General features: G+C 40.3%; 19 protein-coding genes. 17 read left to right on the top strand and 2 right to left on the bottom strand.

The window, feature by feature from the left end; translation table 11 throughout:
* Positions 1-29: 29 nt before the first annotated feature.
* A complete protein-coding gene (locus ACFX4G_RS00955) occupies positions 30-1742 on the bottom strand; it encodes an Rqc2 family fibronectin-binding protein (RefSeq protein ID WP_025750356.1) in 1713 nt (570 codons plus the stop codon).
* A gap of 141 nt (positions 1743-1883) precedes the next feature.
* Here ACFX4G_RS00955 and ACFX4G_RS00950 point away from each other — a divergent pair, with 141 nt between their 5' ends.
* The 17 genes from ACFX4G_RS00950 (at position 1884) to spoVM (ending at position 19756) form a co-directional block, all read left to right on the top strand.
* Positions 1884-4562, top strand: a complete 2679-nt coding sequence (locus ACFX4G_RS00950; protein WP_097824521.1) for a calcium-translocating P-type ATPase, SERCA-type — start codon at positions 1884-1886, stop codon at positions 4560-4562.
* A gap of 153 nt (positions 4563-4715) precedes the next feature.
* A complete protein-coding gene (locus tag ACFX4G_RS00945; RefSeq protein ID WP_016765431.1) occupies positions 4716-5591 on the top strand; it encodes a YicC/YloC family endoribonuclease in 876 nt (291 codons plus the stop codon).
* Between the two features lie 46 nt (positions 5592-5637).
* Positions 5638-5898, top strand: coding sequence for a DUF370 domain-containing protein (locus ACFX4G_RS00940; RefSeq protein ID WP_013084831.1), 261 nt, complete (start codon positions 5638-5640; stop codon positions 5896-5898).
* 13 nt (positions 5899-5911) lie between these two features.
* Positions 5912-6526: a guanylate kinase gene (gene gmk, locus ACFX4G_RS00935; RefSeq protein WP_013058927.1), complete on the top strand. Its 615-nt coding sequence runs from the start codon at positions 5912-5914 to the stop codon at positions 6524-6526.
* A gap of 2 nt (positions 6527-6528) precedes the next feature.
* Positions 6529-6750: a DNA-directed RNA polymerase subunit omega gene (gene rpoZ / locus ACFX4G_RS00930; RefSeq protein ID WP_013058926.1), complete on the top strand. Its 222-nt coding sequence runs from the start codon at positions 6529-6531 to the stop codon at positions 6748-6750.
* Positions 6751-6930: 180 nt separating this feature from the next.
* Positions 6931-8148 carry a bifunctional phosphopantothenoylcysteine decarboxylase/phosphopantothenate--cysteine ligase CoaBC gene (coaBC, locus tag ACFX4G_RS00925; RefSeq protein WP_097824520.1) on the top strand — a complete coding sequence of 406 codons (1218 nt, stop codon included), beginning with the start codon at positions 6931-6933 and terminating at the stop codon, positions 8146-8148.
* Complete coding sequence (gene priA / locus ACFX4G_RS00920; protein ID WP_377572614.1) at positions 8145-10559, top strand: primosomal protein N'; 2415 nt, start codon at positions 8145-8147, stop codon at positions 10557-10559. The genes coaBC and priA overlap by 4 nt, the downstream gene beginning before the upstream one ends.
* A gap of 70 nt (positions 10560-10629) precedes the next feature.
* Positions 10630-11103 carry a peptide deformylase gene (gene def, locus ACFX4G_RS00915; RefSeq protein WP_013084828.1) on the top strand — a complete coding sequence of 158 codons (474 nt, stop codon included), beginning with the start codon at positions 10630-10632 and terminating at the stop codon, positions 11101-11103.
* Between the two features lie 10 nt (positions 11104-11113).
* The gene (gene fmt, locus ACFX4G_RS00910; RefSeq protein ID WP_377572612.1) at positions 11114-12052 is read left to right on the top strand and encodes a methionyl-tRNA formyltransferase; all 939 of its coding nucleotides are present in this window, start codon (positions 11114-11116) and stop codon (positions 12050-12052) included.
* Positions 12045-13385 carry a 16S rRNA (cytosine(967)-C(5))-methyltransferase RsmB gene (rsmB, locus tag ACFX4G_RS00905; protein WP_029320537.1) on the top strand — a complete coding sequence of 447 codons (1341 nt, stop codon included), beginning with the start codon at positions 12045-12047 and terminating at the stop codon, positions 13383-13385. Before fmt ends, rsmB begins: the two co-directional genes overlap by 8 nt.
* A gap of 2 nt (positions 13386-13387) precedes the next feature.
* Positions 13388-14479 carry a dual-specificity RNA methyltransferase RlmN gene (rlmN, locus tag ACFX4G_RS00900; protein ID WP_013058920.1) on the top strand — a complete coding sequence of 364 codons (1092 nt, stop codon included), beginning with the start codon at positions 13388-13390 and terminating at the stop codon, positions 14477-14479.
* Between the two features lie 4 nt (positions 14480-14483).
* On the top strand, positions 14484-15227 hold the full coding sequence (locus tag ACFX4G_RS00895) for a Stp1/IreP family PP2C-type Ser/Thr phosphatase (RefSeq protein ID WP_013058919.1): 744 nt from the start codon (positions 14484-14486) through the stop codon (positions 15225-15227).
* A 5-nt stretch (positions 15228-15232) separates the two neighbouring features.
* A complete protein-coding gene (gene pknB / locus ACFX4G_RS00890; protein WP_028410789.1) occupies positions 15233-17278 on the top strand; it encodes a Stk1 family PASTA domain-containing Ser/Thr kinase in 2046 nt (681 codons plus the stop codon).
* Between the two features lie 13 nt (positions 17279-17291).
* Positions 17292-18173, top strand: coding sequence for a ribosome small subunit-dependent GTPase A (gene rsgA, locus ACFX4G_RS00885; protein ID WP_013058917.1), 882 nt, complete (start codon positions 17292-17294; stop codon positions 18171-18173).
* Positions 18174-18175: 2 nt separating this feature from the next.
* The gene (gene rpe, locus ACFX4G_RS00880) at positions 18176-18832 is read left to right on the top strand and encodes a ribulose-phosphate 3-epimerase (RefSeq protein WP_013058916.1); all 657 of its coding nucleotides are present in this window, start codon (positions 18176-18178) and stop codon (positions 18830-18832) included.
* A gap of 116 nt (positions 18833-18948) precedes the next feature.
* Positions 18949-19596 (top strand): thiamine diphosphokinase, encoded by a 648-nt coding sequence (locus tag ACFX4G_RS00875; RefSeq protein ID WP_377572610.1) that lies wholly within the window; start codon positions 18949-18951, stop codon positions 19594-19596.
* A 79-nt stretch (positions 19597-19675) separates the two neighbouring features.
* On the top strand, positions 19676-19756 hold the full coding sequence (gene spoVM / locus ACFX4G_RS00870; RefSeq protein ID WP_016765421.1) for a stage V sporulation protein SpoVM: 81 nt from the start codon (positions 19676-19678) through the stop codon (positions 19754-19756).
* Positions 19757-19813: 57 nt separating this feature from the next.
* On the opposite strand, the gene rpmB is transcribed toward spoVM, so the two are convergent.
* A complete protein-coding gene (gene rpmB, locus ACFX4G_RS00865; RefSeq protein ID WP_013058914.1) occupies positions 19814-20002 on the bottom strand; it encodes a 50S ribosomal protein L28 in 189 nt (62 codons plus the stop codon).
* Between the last annotated feature and the right edge of the window lie 173 nt (positions 20003-20175).

Raw genomic sequence — 20175 nt, 5'->3', positions numbered from 1 at the left:
CCCCTTTCTATATAGAAAGGGGGTTTTTATTATGACTGACGCAGCTTCAGTACAAGTTCTTCGCTAGGCGTTACGTACACCGTTTGCTGGTTATCGTACGTCACAAAACCAGGCTTGGCACCGCTTGGTTTTTTTACGTGGCGAATTTTTGTATAGTCCACGGGTACCGAACTTGAATTTTTAGCTTTACTAAAGTAAGCAGCAAGATGAGCCGCTTCTAAAATTGTTTCTTCTGAAGGCTCTTGGCTGCGGATAACAACGTGAGAACCCGGTATATCTTTTGTATGAAACCAAACGTCATCACGAGCAGCAAGGCGATTTGTTAAATACTCATTTTGCTTATTGTTTTTTCCAACTAAAATCGTCGTGCCGTCGCTTGAAACGTATTGTTCAAGTGTAGGCGTAGTGTTTTTTTGTTTTTTCGCTTGTTTTTGCTGACGGTTGCGCAAATATCCTTCTTCCACAAGCTCTTCACGAATCTCTGCAATGTCTTTGTGAGTAGCAGTATCCATTTGCTGAATAAGTGATTCAAAATACTGTACTTCTTCGTTTGCTTTTTCAATTTGTTCGATTACAATCGAAACGGAATTTTTCGCTTTTTGATACTTTGTGAAATAGCTTTGAGCATTTTGAGACGGTGATTTTTGCGGATCTAATGAAATCGTAAGTGTACCGCTATTTTCATCATAATAATTAATAACATCCACTTTCGCATCTCCTTTTTTGACAAGGTGTAAATTTGCGGTAAGGAGTTCACCGGCTAGCTGGTAATCAGATGCTTTTTCTGCATTTTGCAGCGTTTGCTCAAGTTTTTTTATTTTTTTCTCATTTTTCTTTTTCTCGGTAGAAATAAACTGTACTAAATCATGCGCTTGCTGCTTTACACGATCTCGCTCTGCTTTCCCGTAGTAATAGCGGTCAAGAAGCTCGCTGATGGTTGCATACGTTTTTTTCGTACCCTCTAAATGCGTTAATTCCAGTAAATAAAAGTAGTCTTTTTGATTAACGGTTGTCAGAGTCGGTGTAAACTGACCTTCTTTGATCAGCGTCATCGTTTCGACGAATGATTTTGGAAGGGTAGAACGATTTGCTAAGCCAGAGCGAAACACCACTTCATTTGCAATTAAAGGAGAAAGCCCCGAGAAGGTTTGCACTAGCTGGGTGGCTAACTTTCCGCTATTAAAATCAATTTTTTTAACCACGGTTTCTTCATCGGCTTCAAATGGATGAAGCTTATCTTGACTAGGAGGCAGTACGTAAGGTGCTCCGGGTAGAAGCGTACGGTGCCTGTTCAAGGCCATTGGAACGTGTTTAATGCTGTCGATAATCGTTTGTTTTTCTTTATCTACAAGCACAACATTACTATGTCTTCCCATGATTTCAATAATAAGCTGCTTGTACGTCACGTCGCCAATTTCATTTCGTCCTTTTGTTTCAATGACTAAAATGCGGTCTAATCCAAGCTGATACACTTGTTCAATAATGCTGCCTTCTAAATGTTTGCGAAGAAGCATACAAAACATAGGAGGCTCAGATGGATTTTCATAGGGCTCATTTGTAAAATGAACGCGTGAATAGTTAGGGTGAGCTGAGATTAAAAGTTTGCGGTTTTCACCTTTAGCGCGTACTTGTAAAATCAACTCGTTTGGAAACGGCTGATATATTTTTGAAATTCGTCCTGAAACCAAGGTCTCAGATAATTCTTGTAAAATGCCATATGTAAAAATACCATCAAATGACATAGTGCTCACATCCTTAAGTAATTGAAAATTGTCCTATAGAAAAGTATAGCATTTTTTAGGACGAGTCTGAATAAGCATACGATATAAGATTGTAACAATCTAATAGGTGCATTTACAAATAAAAGGGTGTGAAAAGATGCAATGAAATGGTATGAATTAGGTGAAAAAGCAATAGTAGAAGTAACAAAAACAGACAGACAGCATGGTCTTACACACAAAGAAGTAAAAGCACGTCAGCAGCAGCAAGGATTTAATGAATTGACTGAAGGAGAGAAAAAACCGGCCATTCTTGTGTTTCTAGAGCAGTTTAAAGATTTTATGGTACTGGTTTTACTAGCTGCCACGCTTATTTCAGGGCTTTTAGGCGAATACATCGATGCGGTTGCTATTATTGCCATTGTAGTAATTAATGGATTTCTAGGTTTTTTTCAAGAAAGAAAAGCCGAGAAATCTCTTCATGCATTAAAAGAGCTTTCTGCTCCTCAAGTAGCAGCTATGCGTGAAGGAAAATGGGTTAAGTTACCATCTAAAGAGCTGGTAGTAGGAGACGTTGTAAAGTTTTCGAGCGGAGACCGTATCGGGGCTGACCTTCGAATTATGGAAGCCAAAAGTCTAGAAATTGAAGAATCAGCGCTTACGGGAGAGTCTTTGCCTGTTGCCAAGCAAATAAAAGCTTTGCCAGGAGATGAAGTGCCGCTTGGAGATCAGGACAATATGGCGTTTATGGGTACGCTTGTGACGCGAGGAAGCGGAACAGGTATCGTTGTAGGGACTGGAATGAAAACAGCGATGGGACAAATTGCTGATTTGCTTCAAAATGCTGAAGCCATGATTACTCCTCTTCAACGGAAGTTAGAGCAATTAGGTAAAATTTTAATCGTTGTAGCTCTTGCACTTACTGTATTAGTTGTCGGGATTGGTGTGCTGCAAGGTCATGATTTATACAGTATGTTCTTAGCGGGAGTTTCCTTAGCTGTTGCTGCCATACCCGAAGGTCTTCCTGCCATCGTAACCGTGGCGCTATCTCTTGGTGTACAGCGCATGATTAAGCAAAGATCCATTGTACGCAAACTTCCTGCTGTTGAAACACTAGGATGCGCGTCAGTCATTTGCTCAGACAAAACGGGCACATTAACGCAAAATAAAATGACGGTTACTCACCTCTGGTCAGGAGGAATGACGTGGAGGGTATCAGGGACAGGGTATGAACCTACGGGCGTATTTTCGCGAGAGGAAAGAGAAGTTGATACACGGAGTGAAAAATCGCTTCAGCAGCTTTTGGTGTTTGGTCTGCTTTGCAATCAAACGTCCATTTCGAGAAAAGATAAAGAATATGTCATCGACGGGGATCCTACTGAAGCGGCTTTGCTTGTGGCCGCGATGAAAGCGGGGCTGACAAAAGAAAACATTCAAAAGCAGTTTACGATTATTGAAGAGTTTCCATTTGATTCAACGCGCAAAATGATGAGTGTAGTCATTGAAGACGCATCTCATAAGCGCTATGTCATAACAAAAGGTGCTCCTGATGTGCTGCTTGTAAACAGCAAAAATATTTTGTGGGAAAGCAGACAACAAACGCTGTCGGTAACGGTTCATAATGAAGTAAAAGGAGCAATCGATCAGTTAGCTAGCCAAGCGCTTCGAACCATTGCGATTGCTTATCGGCCGTTAGGAGACCATGAGAGCGTTCATACAGAGAATGAAGCGGAAAAAGACCTTACTTTCCTCGGGCTTCAAGGAATGATTGATCCGCCAAGACCAGAAGTCAAGCAAGCGGTCAAAGAATGCCGAGACGCAGGAATCAAAACCGTTATGATTACAGGTGACCACGTCATTACAGCACAGGCGATTGCAAAACAGTTAGGCATTTTACCGAAAAACGGTCAAGTCTTGGAAGGAACGGATTTATCCAAAATGACGCAGGAAGAGCTAGAAGAAGTAGTGGATGATGTTTACGTATATGCCAGGGTATCGCCTGAACATAAACTTAAAATTGTTAAAGCTCTTCAAGCAAAAGATCACATTGTAGCTATGACGGGCGACGGCGTAAATGATGCACCGGCTATTAAAGCAGCAGACATAGGCATCGCGATGGGCATCACCGGGACAGACGTAGCAAAAGAAGCGTCTTCACTCGTTTTGCTTGATGATAATTTTGCTACTATTAAATCAGCGATCAAAGAAGGACGAAACATCTATGAAAATATTCGAAAGTTTATTCGTTACTTGCTTGCATCAAATGTAGGAGAAATCTTAGTTATGCTCTTTGCGATGATTTTAGCACTTCCGCTTCCGCTAGTGCCCATTCAAATACTATGGGTAAACTTAGTAACAGACGGTTTGCCTGCGATGGCTCTTGGCTTAGACCAGCCGGAGGACAACGTGATGAAGCGCCATCCAAGGCATCCGCGCGAAGGTATTTTTGCAAGAGGATTAGGGTGGAAAGTAGTCAGCCGCGGATTTTTAATTGGAGCTGCTACACTTGCTGCATTCATGATTGTCTACGACAATGACCCAGATCGTCTGCAGTATGCTCAGACGATTGCATTTGCCACACTTGTTATGGCACAGCTTATTCACGTATTTGACTGCCGAAGTGAAAAATCAATCTTTGATCGCAATCCATTTCAGAACTTATATCTTGTAGGAGCCGTTATTTCATCTATTATCCTTATGCTGGTGGCTATCTACTATCCGCCCCTGCAGCCTATTTTCCATACAATGGCCATTGCACCGCGGGAATGGCTCGTTATTTTAGGACTTGCAAGTCTTCCAACTTTTTTACTTGCCGGTTCACTTTTAACAAGAAAACCTTCATAAATTGTGCTATACTTTAATACAGGCTGTCCCAAATGAGAAAACTCATGAAGGCAGCCTTTACAGGTTGAATAAAGAAGAGAGATTTCTTTTTTTTGCTAACACTTTCTTTTATGATACTTTTTATGTAAGATGTACATAGTGGATGTGATGATAATGATAAAAAGTATGACTGGTTTTGGCCGCGGAAAAGCGGAAGTGGAAAATCGATCAGTAACAGTCGAAATGAAGTCTGTTAATCATCGTTTTTGTGAAATTGTTATTCGTATGCCAAGACAATTAATTGAAATTGAAGATAAAATAAAAAAAATCGTTCAAACATACATAAAACGTGGTAGAGTAGAAGTATTTGTTACTATTTCAGGTGAAGAAATGGCAAAAAAGAAACTGCAGACGGATTGGCAGCTGCTTGATGAATACATGCATGCGTTGCAGCAAGTAAAAGAAAAGCATGGGCTGTCACAATCTGTTCAAATTCAAGACATTTTACACATGCCTGAAGTGATGACAACTTATGAAGAAGAAGCTGATCAGACGAGTATTCATGGTGCAATCTTTGAAGCCGTTGAAGCTGCTGTGCATCAGTTAGTGGATATGCGGAAACGAGAGGGATCAGAGCTGTATCACGATTTAATGGGGTACTTACAGGACATTCAAGACATTCGCGAAAAAATTACACAGCTTGCTCCTGAAGTTGCTGAACAATATCGCGAGCGTATTAAAAGAAAGCTGAGCGACTATTTAGAAGGTACTTTCGATGAGCAGCGAGTGCTGACTGAAGTAGCTATTTTTGCTGAAAAAGCAGATATTAGCGAAGAACTTACGCGAATTCAAAGTCATGTTTCACAATTTATTCAAGCATTAAATACACCTGATTCAGTAGGACGCAAGCTGGATTTTCTTGTTCAAGAGCTGAATCGTGAAATGAATACAATCGGTGCGAAGGCAAACAATGGTACTATTGCTCAGTATGTTATTAGTATGAAAGCACAATTAGAACGCATAAAAGAGCAGGTTCAAAATATTGAATAGCCTTCGTGTAAGATAAAGATTATATTGGTATAGCAGGAGGCTTCTTATGAGCGGTAAATTAGTGAACGTTGGATTTGGAAATTTTATTTCTTCTAATCGTATAATCTCTGTCGTTCATCCTGAATCAGCTCCAATCAAACGCATTATTCAAGATGCAAAAGATCGAGGCTCTTTAATAGATGCAACGCAAGGACGTAAAACACGATCTGTTATTGTTATGGATAGCGATCATGTTATTTTAGCTCCTGTACAGCCAGAAACTGTGTCACAGCGACTTATAAACAAAGAAGAATTATTAGAAGGGTAGGTCACTTGAACCGATGATTGAAAGAGGTTTATTAATTGTTCTTTCCGGACCATCAGGTGTTGGAAAAGGAACGGTACGAAAAGCATTGTTTGAGCAAGAAGACATTAAATTGCAGTATTCTATCTCTGCAACAACAAGAAAGCCCCGCGAAGGTGAAGTAGACGGCGTTGACTATTTCTTCAAACCACGCGAAGAGTTTGAGCGCATGATTGAAAACAAGAAATTATTAGAGTGGGCTGAATACGTAGGTAACTACTACGGTACCCCGGTTGATTATGTAGAACAAACGTTATCTGAAGGAAAAGACGTATTTCTAGAAATTGAAGTGCAAGGTGCTCTTCAAGTGAAAGAAGCATTTCCAGAAGGTTTGTTCATCTTCTTGGCACCGCCGAGTTTATCAGAGCTTAAAAGTCGTATCGTAAACCGCGGTACTGAAACAGAAGATTTAATCAATAACCGTATGCGCGTGGCAAAAGAAGAAATTGAACTTATGGACGCCTACGATTATGTTGTAGAAAATGACAAAGTAGAAAATGCTTGTGCTCGCATCCGTGCTATCGTAACGGCTGAACACTGCCGTCGTGATCGTATTTCTGCGCGCTATAAAAGAATGCTGGAGGTAGAATAAACATGCTTTATCCATCAATTGATTCCCTAATGGAAAAATTAGATTCTAAGTACACGCTTGTGACAGTAGCTGCAAAACGTGCACGTCAATTACAGCTTCACAATGATACGCCGATTGAAAAGCCGGTTTCTTATAAGTTTGTAGGCTGTGCTTTAGAAGAAATTAATGCTGAACAATTAAGCTATAAGCAAGGTGTAGCAGAAGAAGATTCTAAACATCAGTAAGTGAAAAAATAACAACCTACTTTATAGGTTGTTATTTTTTTGATGCTTTTATCTGTGTTCAAGCAGGATAGTGAATGTCTCACTACAAAAATGGTATAATAATTGAATTGAAAAGCTTTAGATAGTTACCCGAGTAAACAAGCGGATGCTGGTTGAGCGGGATAAATAGATGGGGGCATAATGATGAAGGGAAAACGAATTTTATTATGTGTTAGCGGCGGAATCGCCGTATATAAAGCTGCAGCTTTAACAAGTAAATTAGTACAAGCGGGAGCGGAAGTTAAAGTAATGATGACTGCTTCAGCATGCGAGTTCGTAACGCCGCTTACGTTTCAAGCTCTGTCTCGAAACCCAGTTTATACAGATACGTTTGATGAAAAAGATCCATCTGTAATTGCACATATTGATTTAGCAGACTGGCCTGATTTAATTTTAGTAGCTCCTGCTACGGCAAATATGATAGGGAAAATAGCAAATGGTCTTGCAGATGATATGATTTCCACAACGCTGCTGGCTGCTACTGCACCTGTGTGGATTGCACCTGCAATGAATGTTCATATGTACGATCATCCAGCTGTTAAAAAAAATATGAGCACTCTTTCATCATTTGGTTACTCTTTTGTAGAACCTGGAGAAGGGTATTTGGCATGCGGTTATGTAGGAAAAGGTCGTCTTGAAGAGCCAGAAACAATTGTTTCACTAATCGGATCTTATTTTTCACAAGCATCACATACACAAAAGATCCTTGAAGGTGTGAATATATTGGTTACAGCAGGACCTACGGTAGAACGCATTGATCCCGTCCGATTTTTCACCAATCGCTCTACTGGGAAAATGGGCTATGCCCTTGCAGAACAAGCTGCTAAATTAGGCGCATCGGTAACACTTGTAACGGGACCGACGAATTTAGAGTATCCAAAAGGAGTGCAGGTTGTTCAAATTGAAAGTGCGCAGCAGATGCTTGAAGCTGTTATGCAGCGCTATCATGAAGCAGATGTTGTCATTAAATCAGCCGCAGTGGCAGATTACCGACCAAAGCATGTGTTTGATCAAAAGATGAAAAAGCAGCCTGGTGAAGCAGTACTAGAGCTAGAGAGAACAACAGATATTTTACGCACGCTTGGAGAGCGAAAAGAACACCAGCTTTTAGTCGGCTTTGCAGCAGAAACAGAACAAGTGGATGAATATGCACAAAAGAAACTTGCATCTAAAAACTTGGATATGATTGTAGCCAATAACGTGACGACAGAAGGAGCAGGTTTTGGGACGGACACAAATATTGTAACGCTCTATAAGCGAAGCGGAGAGTCTAAAGAACTTCCCATTCTTTCAAAACACGATGTAGCTACCGAGGTGTTAAAAGAAGTGAAGGAAATGTTAGAAGGGCTGAAAAAATGAGTGTAGCTAGTGTAATTGTGGACGTGGCTGCTAAGCAAACAGATCGAGCTTTTGACTACGCTATTCCCGATAAATGGAAAGGAATTATTGTTCCGGGTATGCGAGTTGTCGTTCCGTTTGGTCCTAGAAAAGTTCAAGGGTTTGTGGTGGCTCTTAAAGAAGAGGCTGAAGTTAAGCGTGTTAAACCAATCGCTGACCTGCTTGATTTAACGCCGGTTCTGACTCCCGAACTGTTAGAGATTGGGCACTGGCTAACCGAAAAAACGCTTTGTTTTATGATATCGGCTTTTCAAGTCATGCTGCCTGCGGCGATGAAAGCAAAATATGATAAAGAACTGTCACTCCTTTCAAAAGAGGCATACGAACAGCTTCATGAGCAAGTAAAGCCATTTTTTCAGTCAAGATCCTCGCTGAAGTGGAGTGAAGTAGAAAAAACAGCCGCTGCTCCTGCTTTTCACCGTGATATTCAAAAAGGTCTAATTGAAGTCGTCTACGTCGTGAAAAACAAAGGAAACAAAAAAACGGCAAAAGGCGTAAAACTGAATCAAAGCCTTGAAGAAATTCACCAGTTTATGAGCGAGTTAAATAAGCAGGCAGAAAAGCAAAAACAAGTGCTGTCTTTTATGCTGAATCGAAATGAAGAAGTAGCCATAAAAGAAATAGCGGAAGATTTGCAGATTACCTCCGCTCCTATAAAAGCGCTGATTAACAAAGGACTCTTAGCGGAAACGGAAATTGAAATATACCGTGATCCTTATCAAGATCGATACTTTACACCATCAAAGCCATTTCAATTGACCGATGAACAAGCTGAGGCAATCGCACCGATTCTGCAGGACATCGAAGAAAATCTTCACGATGTGTTTTTAATGTACGGAGTAACCGGAAGCGGAAAAACAGAAGTGTATCTCCAATCAATTGATCAAGTGCTAAAAAAAGGGAAAGAAGCGATTATGCTTGTTCCGGAGATTTCACTTACCCCTCAGATGGTCAAGCGGTTTAAAGAGCGATTCGGCTCAAAAGTTGCTGTACTTCATAGCGGCTTGTCTACTGGGGAAAAATACGATGAATGGCGAAAAATTCAGCGAAAAGAAGTATCCGTTGTAGTAGGGGCCCGCTCTGCTGTATTTGCGCCATTTGAAAATTTGGGCCTTCTTATTATCGATGAAGAACATGAGACGAGTTATAAACAAGAAGAAAACCCCCGTTATCATGCAAGAGATGTAGCTATTTACCGAGGGCAGCATCATCAGTGTCCAGTCATTTTAGGAAGTGCAACACCAACGCTTGAGTCCTTTGCAAGAGCGCAAAAAGGTGTGTATAAGCTACTGACGTTAAAGCAAAGAATGAATAAGTCATCAATGCCTTCGGTGGATATCGTTGATATGAGAGAAGAGCTTCGCAGCGGCAACCGCTCTATGTTTTCAACTATGCTGTTTGAAAAGATGAAAGACCGTTTGGAAAAAGGGGAGCAAATCGTTTTATTTTTAAATAAAAGAGGTCATTCTTCTTTTGTTATGTGCAGAGACTGCGGTTACGTTCCGACATGTGAGCACTGTGAAATTTCACTAACGTATCACCGCTATCAAAATAAATTAAAATGCCATTATTGCGGACACGAAGAACATGTGCACACTGAGTGCCCAGAATGCCACAGCGAACATATCCGCTTTTTCGGGTCTGGTACACAAAAAGTGGAAGAAGAATTAACAAAAGTGCTGCCCGAGGCTAGAGTTGTTCGAATGGATGTTGATACGACAAGCCGAAAAGGCGCCCATGAAAAGCTCCTGAACAAGTTTGCAAGTGGAGAAGCGCAAATTTTACTAGGGACGCAGATGATTGCGAAAGGACTGGACTTTCCAAACGTCACGCTTGTAGGCGTTTTAACAGCAGATACGATGCTGAATTTACCTGACTTTCGTGCATCTGAAAAAACGTTTCAGCTTTTAACACAAGTAAGCGGAAGAGCAGGACGCCACAAACTTCCAGGAGAAGTAGTGATTCAAACGTACACGCCTGAACACTACAGCATTCAACTTGCGAGTCAGCATGATTACGATTCGTTTTATAAGCACGAGATGGAAATTCGTAAAATGCACAAATATCCGCCTTTCTTTTACTTGGCGCTTGTAACGGTATCTCATGAAAATATTGCAAAAGTGGTGTCTGTTACAGACAAAATTTCGCAGTATCTGAGTCAGAAACTTTCGCCGCAAACAACGATCTTAGGGCCAGTCGCATCTCCGATTGCTAAGATAAAAGATAGATATCGCTATCAATGCATGTTAAAATACAAGCTGGAACCAAGCCTGATTCCGCTGTTGAAATATATATTAGAACGTTATCAAGCGGAAATGCAGAAGGAGAATTTAACGATCACTATTGATTTGAATCCATACTCGATGATGTAACTAGTCGTCTTGATGGCGTTAAAGAAGAAGCTTTTTGGATATAAATAGAAAGAATAAAGGAGGTGCCTATTTGGCTAAGCTTAAGCTTGTTTACCATCCTAATGAAGTACTTGAACAAGAATGTGAAGTCGTTAAAAACTTTGATAATAAATTAGCGAAATTACTAAACGGCATGTATGATTTAATGCTTGAAGCAGACGGTGTGGGTCTAGCTGCTCCTCAGGTAGGAGTTCTGCAGCAAGTGGCAGTGGTAGACGTGGATGACCGACACGGTAAAATTGAGTTAATTAATCCGGTAATTATTGAGCAACGAGGCGAACAAATCGGTCCAGAAGGCTGCCTAAGTTTTCCGGGCCTTTTTGGTGACGTGGCTCGAGCTGATTATGTGAAAGTACGTGCGCAAAACCGTAAAGGAAAACCTTATTTTATAGAAGCAAAAGGTTTTTTAGCACGAGCAATTCAGCATGAAATTGATCATTTACACGGTGTATTGTTCACGGAAAAAGTAACAAAGTATTACGAAGAGGATGAACTAGAAGGGTAGGTTTTACACGATGAAAGTCGTATTTATGGGAACGCCGGATTTTTCAGTGCCGGTTTTACAAACATTACTTAAAGATGGATATGAAGTGGTCGCAGTGGTTACACAGCCGGACCGACCAAAAGGACGCAAGCGCGTATTAACACCTCCTCCTGTAAAAGTTGAGGCGTTAAAGCATGAAATACCTGTACTGCAGCCAGAAAAGATTCGTTTAGAAGAAGAATATCAGCAAGTGTTAGCGTATGAGCCTGACCTAATTGTAACAGCGGCTTTTGGTCAAATTTTACCAACCCCTATTTTAGAAGCGCCTAAATACGGCTGTATTAACGTGCATGCTTCTCTGTTACCTGAACTGCGCGGAGGCGCGCCGATTCATTATTCAATTCTACAAGGTAAGCCGAAAACTGGTGTTACAATTATGTATATGGTAGAAAAATTAGATGCAGGTGATATCTTAACACAGGTAGAAGTTCCGATTGAAGAACGTGATCACGTTGGCACACTTCATGATAAACTCAGCGCTGCTGGTGCAAAATTGCTTTCAGAAACCATTCCTTCTCTTGTAAAAGGTGAAATTACGCCGGTTAAACAAAACGATGACGAAGCGACATTTGCTTCTAACATTAAGCGTGAACAAGAGAAAATTGATTGGGCCCGTACAGGAGAAGAAATTTATAACCATATCCGCGGACTTCACCCTTGGCCCGTTGCTTATACAACAGCAGACGGTCAGGTCATGAAAATTTGGTGGGGAGAGAAAGTATCCGCATCAGGCAAACCGGGTACCGTTTTATCACTTGAAGAGGATGGATTTATAGTAGCAACTGGAAATGAAACAGCTATTAAAGTGACGGAACTTCAGCCGGCTGGAAAAAAACGTATGGATGCAGCGAAGTATTTACGAGGTACATCCGTTGAAGTCGGAACAGTATTAGGGGATGTCAATGAGTAAGTACAACGTTCGAGACATAGCTTTAGATATTTTACTAGCTATTGAAAAAAATCAGGCATTCAGCAATCTATTGTTAAATAACAGCATACAAAAACGGGGTATTCAAGGAAAAGATGCAGGACTGTTAACGGAAATTGTGTATGGAACGATTCAAAGACGTGATACGTTAGATTACGGGTTAGCGCCTTTCTTGAAAAATCCAAAAAAGCTTCAGCCTTGGGTGCGAGTGCTGCTTCGTTTATCTCTTTACCAAATGGTATATTTAGACCGGGTGCCGGACCGGGCAATCCTTCATGAAGCAGTAGAAATTGCCAAAAAACGCGGTCACAAAGGAATTGCCTCAATGGTAAACGGCGTTTTACGAAATATTCAGCGCAGCGGCACGCCTTCTTTAGAAGAAATACAAAATCCTGTGGAGCGCTTGGCGATTGAAACGAGTCATCCATTGTGGCTTGTAAAACGCTGGGTGGAACAATATGGATTGGACAAAACACGCGGAATCTGTTTAGCTAATTTAATGGCCCCCAAACAAACAATCCGAGTAAACAGTGCACGCTTTACGCAAAATGAAGTAAAAGAAGCGCTTGAAAAAGAAGGGATTGTTGTAGAACCAGGCCATTTTGTAGAAGAAGCGCTAGAAGTTCAAAAAGGAAATGCAGCTCATACACAAGCATTTCGTGAAGGAATGTTTACCGTTCAAGATGAAAGCTCTATGTTAGTGGCTCATGCGCTCGGTGCAGAGGCAGAAGAGCTAATTTTAGATAGCTGTGCTGCACCGGGAGGAAAATCAACTCATATTGCAGAGCAGCTTAAAAACAGTGGTAAAGTTATTTCCTTGGACATTCATGACCATAAAGTAAAGCTGATTGCCCAGCAGGCAGAGCGTCTGCATCTTACCAATATTGAGCCGACGGTTCAAGACAGCCGCAAAGCGGGCGAACAGTTTGATAAAGAAATGTTTGACCGCATCTTAGTAGATGCCCCGTGCTCAGGTTTTGGTGTAATGAGACGAAAACCTGATTTGAAATATACAAAAACTGAGCAAGATGTAAAGCAGCTGGCGCGTATTCAACAAGATATTTTAAATGCGGTTGCGCCTTTATTAAAAAAAGGTGGGACCCTTGTATATAGTACATGTACAATTGACCGAGATGAAAATGGGGATGTTGTAGCAGCATTTTTAACAGATCATGCTGATTTCCAAAAAGATGAAACACTTGCTGCACGGATGCCGCAAAAGCTTAAACAAAACGTAAAACATGGTGAAATTCAATTGCTGCCAGATGCACAAAGCGATGGATTTTATATTGCATGTTTACAGAAGAAGGTGTAAAAATGGAAGAAGTAGCTAAAAGGAAAGCAAAAGCAGAAGAAAAACCGCAAAAACCATCTATTTATTCATTAGAAATGCACGACCTAGAAAATTGGTTAGTAGAACACGGAGATAAGAAGTTCCGTGCTAAACAAATTTTTGACTGGTTATATGTTAAACGCGTAACGGACTTTGACGATATGTCAAACTTATCTAAAGGATTACGTGAACAATTAAAAGACAAATTTGCATTAACGACATTAAAAACAGTTGTTCAGCAAACGTCTGGGGACGGCACGATGAAGTTTTTATTCGAACTCCATGACGGTTATACGATTGAAACAGTGCTTATGCGTCATGAATACGGAAATTCTGTCTGCGTAACGACTCAAGTTGGCTGTCGCATCGGCTGTACATTCTGTGCGTCTACTCTTGGAGGTTTAAAGCGTAATTTAGAAGCTGGAGAAATCGTAGCGCAAGTAGTAAAAGTACAAAAAGCGCTAGATGAACAAGGAGAACGCGTGAGCTCTGTCGTAATTATGGGTATTGGGGAGCCGTTTGATAACTATGATGAAATGATGCGCTTCTTAAAAACAATTAACAGTGATGATGGATTAAATATTGGTGCACGTCATATCACAGTATCGACAAGTGGAATCATTCCGAAAATCTATAAGTTTGCTGATGAAAAAATGCAAATCAATTTTGCAATTTCACTTCACGCTCCAAACAATGACATCCGCTCACGCTTAATGCCAATTAACCGTGCGTACAAACTTCCTGATTTGATGGAAGCTATTAAATATTATACGGATAAAACGGGAAGACGTATTAGCTTTGAGTATGGTCTATTCGGAGGAGTAAACGATCAAGTAGAGCATGCCGAGGAATTAGCGGATTTGATTAAAGACGTTAAATGTCACGTGAACTTGATTCCGGTAAACTATGTGCCTGAGCGTGATTATGTTCGTACACCGCGTGAACAGATTTTTGCATTTGAACGTACGCTTAAAAAGCGTGGCGTTAACGTGACTATTCGTCGTGAGCAAGGTCATGATATCGATGCAGCTTGTGGCCAATTACGTGCGAAGGAGCGTAAAGAAGAGACGAGGTGATTGTATGGCAACTGTCTTCATGACAGACCGAGGGAGAGTTAGACAACACAATGAAGATAACGGAGGGGTATTTTTGAACCAACACAATCAGCTGCTTGCAATTGTGGCTGATGGTATGGGAGGTCATCGAGCTGGCGACGTCGCCAGTGAGATGGCGGTTCAAAAATTGCAAATAGCGTGGGAAGAAGCGGACAAAGTAACGTCTCCTGATGAGGCAACGCAGTGGATTCGTACGCATGTTTCGCAAATTAATCAAGATATTTATCAGTATGCTCAGGAGCATGAAGAGTGTAAAGGTATGGGTACAACAGTTGTACTTGCTTTATGCGCCGATACGTTTTGTGCGATTGGTAATATAGGAGACAGCAGATGCTATATTTCAAATGAATATGGATTTCAACAAGTAACAGAAGATCATTCTCTTGTGAATGAACTCGTAAAAAATGGTCAAATCACAAAAGAAGATGCTGAGCATCATCCACGAAAAAATATCTTATTGCGAGCACTAGGTACCGAAGAAAATGTTAGTTTAGATGTAAAAACAATTGAAGTGGAAAAAGAAGATCGATTATTATTATGTTCAGATGGACTGACAAATAAGGTAACGGAACAAAAGCTGAACGAAACGTTATCAACAAGTTCATCACTTCACGAAAAGGGTACGAGCCTGATTCAATTAGCAAATGAGCTTGGTGGAGAAGACAATATTACACTTGCAATTGTGGACTTTACATCTGAAAGTGGGTGAGAGTGTTGCTAATAGGTAGACGGCTAAACGACCGTTATAAGGTATTGCAAGTAATTGGTGGAGGCGGAATGGCAAACGTCTATTTAGGTCGCGACATGATTTTGGATCGTGATGTGGCAATTAAAGTGCTTCGTTTAGACTTTGCAAGTGACGATGCGTTTATAAAGCGTTTCCATCGAGAAGCACAATCTGCTACGAGTATTGCTCATCCTAATATTGTCAGCATTTATGATGTTGGAGAAGAAGAAGATATTTACTATATCATCATGGAATATGTACCGGGTATGACATTAAAGCAATACATTCTGCAAGAATCACCACTATCTCTTGATAAAGCCATACATATTATGACGCAGATTACATCAGCTATTGCCCATGCTCATCAGTACGGAATTATTCACCGGGATATTAAGCCTCAAAATATTTTAATTGATCATGATGATACCATTAAAGTTACTGACTTCGGCATTGCCGTAGCACTAAGTTCTACAACCATTACGCATACTAATTCTGTTTTGGGCTCTGTTCATTATTTATCTCCTGAACAGGCAAGGGGAGGGCTTGCGAATAAGCGGTCTGATATTTATTCGCTTGGCATCGTCCTATTTGAATTGCTAACGGGTCGAGTCCCTTTTTCTGGGGAATCGGCTGTGTCAATTGCATTAAAACATTTACAGACAGAAACACCTTCTCCAAAAAGATGGAATCCATCTATCCCTCAAAGCGTGGAGAATGTTGTATTAAAAGCAACAACTAAAGATCCATTTTACCGATACAGTTCCGTCGAAGAACTCGAAGCGGATTTACAGTCTGCTGTTCATCCAAATCGTTATAATGAACAAAGGTTTACGGTGCCTGATGATGAAGAAGTGACAAAAGCCATTCCAGTTATTAAGGAGGATTTTGTTGAATCCGAAGAAACGCACGTACCTGTGAGAAAACCGCCTCACTTAGAGCGGGAAGAACAAGAGGAAGAAGAGTTAAAGCCGAAGAAAAAAAAGAAGAAAAAGAAAAAAGGCAAAAGCAAGCTGATTGTAACGCTTGTTTTAATTTTTTTGCTACTAGCAGCTGCTAGCGTAGCCGCTGTTACATTTATTCCGGCTTTATTACTGCCAAAAGACGTAAAGGTTCCTGATTTACATAATCAAGATTATGAATCAGCAGTAACCGATTTAGTTTCTTTAGGCTTTAAAGTGAAGAATCCTAAAGATATATCCGATAATGAGGTGGAAGAAGGCGACGTGGTTAAAACGATGCCAGAAGCGGGAGACGTTATCAAAGAAGGATCTAATGTCATTATTTATCGAAGTACAGGAAAGAAAAAAGAAGCATTTAACCGGTACATTGGAAGAAGCTTTACGGAAGTAAAAAGTCTGTTAGAAAAGCAGAATTATAAAGATATCCAATCCATCGAAGTTGAAAGCACAGAACCGAAAGGCAATATTACAGATCAGACGCCTAAAGAAACCGAACAAGTCGTGCCGGAAGATACAACGGTTACGCTATGGGTAAGTAAGGGTCCGCCGAAGATTACATTAAAGGATTTCTCGGGTTGGACGGAAAAAAGCGTAAAAGATTATGCATCAGATGAAGATATTGAAGTGGACGTAAAAACAGCGTATTCCGACACTGTTGAAAAAGGTCTTGTGATGTCTCAAAAGCCTGCAGCGGAGCAGAGTATCGAGCAAGGTGATAAGCTCACCATTACAGTCTCAATGGGCAAGGAGCCAAAAGCTCCTCAAACGGTGTCAGTGGATGTGACTATTCCGTATAAAGAAGAGACTGACACCGAAGCAAGTACGGAACAAGGCGACGCAACGGAAACAGGCGATGCCACCGGAACAGAAGAGGAAAAGCCAAAGCCGCAAAAAGTACAAATTTATATCGAAGATGCAGATAACGATATGTCCGTTCCTGCTAAAGAACTAACGATTACTGAAACAACAAAAGAATCGTTCGATGTTTTAGTTGATGAAAATGAAAAGGCGTCTTATAAAATTGTCCGAGACGGGGAAGTTATTGAAGAAAAAGACGTTGAATATCCAGAGTGATAGGAGTGAGGTTATGCCAGAAGGAAGAATTATTAAATCCCTTAGCGGATTTTATTATGTTCTTCATGACGGACAAGTAACGCAATGTCGAGGACGAGGTGTTTTTCGTAAAAAGAAGGTAACGCCTTTAGTCGGTGACAATGTAGTATTTCAGGCGGAAAATAAGCTTGAAGGATATATACTTGAAATTAAAGAACGTAAAAATGAATTAGTTCGTCCCCCTATTTCAAATGTTGATCAGGCGCTGCTTGTTTTTTCAGCGATTGAACCTGATTTTAGCACAATGCTTCTTGACCGATTTTTAGTGTTAGTGGAGTCTAATCATATTGAACCTATTATTTGTATTTCAAAAGTAGATCTTTTATCACAGCAGCAAAAGCAAGAAATCGAGCAATATGCCGAAGAATATCGTAAAATAGGATATGAGGTCATTTTAACGTCGACAGTCACAGAAAAAGGCATGGAACAAATTCAGCCGTTATTTGAAGATCGCGTAACGGTTATTGCCGGACAGTCAGGTGTAGGTAAATCTTCACTGTTAAATACACTTAAACCAGAGCTTGAATTAAAGACAAATGATATTTCAATGTCACTTGGAAGAGGAAAGCATACAACACGTCATGTAGAACTGATTTCGTTTGGTGAAGGTTTAGTAGCCGATACGCCAGGCTTTAGCTCACTAGAATTTTTAACATTAGAAGTAGAAGAGTTAACCGATTGTTTTCCTGAAATGTCGCGTTTGAGTGAACAGTGTAAATTTCGAGGTTGTTTGCATGTGAAAGAACCAAAATGTGCGGTGAAAGAAGCATACGAACAAAAAGAAATTCCGAGTTATCGCTACGAACATTACTTGCAATTTATTGAGGAAATTAAGCAAAGAAAGCCGAGGTATTAAAAATGACAAAAATCGCACCTTCCATTTTATCTGCCAATTTTTCAAAGCTTGCTGAAGAAATTCGTGAAGTTGAAGCAGGTGGAGCAGACTACATCCATATCGACGTTATGGATGGCCATTTTGTTCCTAATATTACAATTGGACCGCTTATCGTTGAGGCTGTACGCCCTGTCACAACACTGCCATTAGATGTGCATTTAATGATTGAAAACCCAGATCAATACGTTCCAATGTTTGCAAAGGCAGGTGCTGATATTTTAACGGTACATGCTGAAGCGTGTACTCATTTGCACCGCACCATTCAATTAATTAAAGAGCACGGCATGAAAGCAGGCGTTGCTTTAAATCCTGCAACGCCAATTGACGTGGTAAAGCATATCTTAGAAGATATCGATCTTATTTTATTAATGACGGTGAACCCAGGCTTTGGAGGACAAAACTTTATTCCAAGTGTGTTGCCAAAAATTGAGCAAATCTCTCAGCTTATTGAAATTCGTCACCTTTCTATTGAAGTAGAGGTTGATGGAGGAATTAATGAAGAAACAGCAAGAAAATGTGTGGAAGCAGGAGCAAATGTCTTAGTGGCTGGCTCAGCTATTTATAACCAAGAAGATCGAGCTGGCGCAATTAGTCAAATTCGCACAACTGTTCAAGCGTAAGTAATAAAAGCTGCTGTGTACAACGAGTAGAACTTGTACACAGCAGCTTTTTCTTTTAGGATAAAGAAAACATATTTATTTCGTCCATTTTTTAATAGAAAAGGAGCATATACATAATGAAAATTCATATTCTAGCAGGGGGACCGGATGAACATATGCCACCCCTGCACCAATCAAATGATGTAAAGTGGGTAGGAGTAGACCGTGGCGTATTCCTTCTTCTTCAACAAGACATTTTGCCCGTAAAAGCATTCGGAGATTTTGATTCCATTACAAATGCGCAGCTTAAGCTAGTGAGAGAAGCATTACAAGATGTTGAATTGTATCCTGCAGAAAAAGATGCAACGGATTTGGAACTTGCTTTTGAGTGGGCAATAGGGCAAAAATCGGACAGTATTTGTATCTTTGGAGCAACAGGTGGAAGGCTTGACCACATGTTTGGAAGCATTCAGCTCCTGTACAAAGGGTTAAAAAAGAAAGCGAATGTACAAATGATTGACAATCAAAATATCATTCAATTGTTTGAACCAGGCACTTATCATGTTGATCGTTTAAAGGAGTTTCACTATATTTCATTCGTTCCTTTTGCAGGCGGTGTAAAAGAGCTTACGCTAGAAGGTTTCAAATATCCGCTCAATAAGCATGAAGTAGAACTCGGCTCAACTTTATGTATTAGCAATGAACTTATTCAACAAAGAGGTACTTTTTCATTTACAAAAGGCATATTAATGATGGTAAGAAGCAATGATAAACGTTGCTTGTGATGAAGTATGGAAAATGAGAGCAGGACATAGGGCTTTCTTTAAAAGGAGATAAAGTGTGGAGACGGTTAGGAGGGACAGTATGAAATTCTATACAATCAAACTTCCAAAGTTTTTAGGTGGCATCGTAAAGGTCATGCTTAATTCGTTCAAAAAAGATTAACAACGCCGGAATAATAAAAGAAGCACCATAAAATATGGTGCTTTTTCATTATAAAGATTAAACGCGTTGAACTTTACCAGACTTAAGGGCTCTAGCTGAAACGTACACACGTTTTGGTTTACCGTTCACTAAGATACGTACTTTTTGAACGTTAGCACCCCATTTACGCTTAGTAGCGTTCATTGCGTGAGAACGTGCGTTACCTGAACGAGCTTTTCTACCAGTTACTACACATTTGCGTGCCATGATTTTCCCTCCTAACACCAAAAAAACTACTCAATTCTGTTTTGAGAAATACTATATTAATTTATCACAGCCTTACAGAGAATGCAATAGTTCTGGAGAAAAGCTTTCAAGAAATTTTCCTTGACATATAAAATGAATCTATGTTCAATAATATAGAGAGTAGAAATAGGTAT

The sequence above is a fragment of the Priestia sp. YIM B13486 genome, from assembly GCF_042787865.1.
In the GTDB taxonomy this organism is placed as follows: Bacteria; Bacillota; Bacilli; order Bacillales; family Bacillaceae_H; genus Priestia; species Priestia megaterium.
Note: the sequence above shows the minus strand (reverse complement) of the source record. Positions and strands in the feature narration are given on the sequence as shown.

Coding starts and splice junctions, on each gene's coding strand:
- ACFX4G_RS00955 (WP_025750356.1), bottom strand. CDS start 1,742: ATGTCATTTGATGGTATTTTTACATATGGCATTTTACAAGAATTATCT.
- ACFX4G_RS00950 (WP_097824521.1), top strand. CDS start 1,884: ATGAAATGGTATGAATTAGGTGAAAAAGCAATAGTAGAAGTAACAAAA.
- ACFX4G_RS00945 (WP_016765431.1), top strand. CDS start 4,716: ATGATAAAAAGTATGACTGGTTTTGGCCGCGGAAAAGCGGAAGTGGAA.
- ACFX4G_RS00940 (WP_013084831.1), top strand. CDS start 5,638: ATGAGCGGTAAATTAGTGAACGTTGGATTTGGAAATTTTATTTCTTCT.
- gmk (WP_013058927.1), top strand. CDS start 5,912: ATGATTGAAAGAGGTTTATTAATTGTTCTTTCCGGACCATCAGGTGTT.
- rpoZ (WP_013058926.1), top strand. CDS start 6,529: ATGCTTTATCCATCAATTGATTCCCTAATGGAAAAATTAGATTCTAAG.
- coaBC (WP_097824520.1), top strand. CDS start 6,931: ATGATGAAGGGAAAACGAATTTTATTATGTGTTAGCGGCGGAATCGCC.
- priA (WP_377572614.1), top strand. CDS start 8,145: ATGAGTGTAGCTAGTGTAATTGTGGACGTGGCTGCTAAGCAAACAGAT.
- fmt (WP_377572612.1), top strand. CDS start 11,114: ATGAAAGTCGTATTTATGGGAACGCCGGATTTTTCAGTGCCGGTTTTA.
- rsmB (WP_029320537.1), top strand. CDS start 12,045: ATGAGTAAGTACAACGTTCGAGACATAGCTTTAGATATTTTACTAGCT.
- rlmN (WP_013058920.1), top strand. CDS start 13,388: ATGGAAGAAGTAGCTAAAAGGAAAGCAAAAGCAGAAGAAAAACCGCAA.
- ACFX4G_RS00895 (WP_013058919.1), top strand. CDS start 14,484: ATGGCAACTGTCTTCATGACAGACCGAGGGAGAGTTAGACAACACAAT.
- rsgA (WP_013058917.1), top strand. CDS start 17,292: ATGCCAGAAGGAAGAATTATTAAATCCCTTAGCGGATTTTATTATGTT.
- rpe (WP_013058916.1), top strand. CDS start 18,176: ATGACAAAAATCGCACCTTCCATTTTATCTGCCAATTTTTCAAAGCTT.
- ACFX4G_RS00875 (WP_377572610.1), top strand. CDS start 18,949: ATGAAAATTCATATTCTAGCAGGGGGACCGGATGAACATATGCCACCC.
- spoVM (WP_016765421.1), top strand. CDS start 19,676: ATGAAATTCTATACAATCAAACTTCCAAAGTTTTTAGGTGGCATCGTA.
- rpmB (WP_013058914.1), bottom strand. CDS start 20,002: ATGGCACGCAAATGTGTAGTAACTGGTAGAAAAGCTCGTTCAGGTAAC.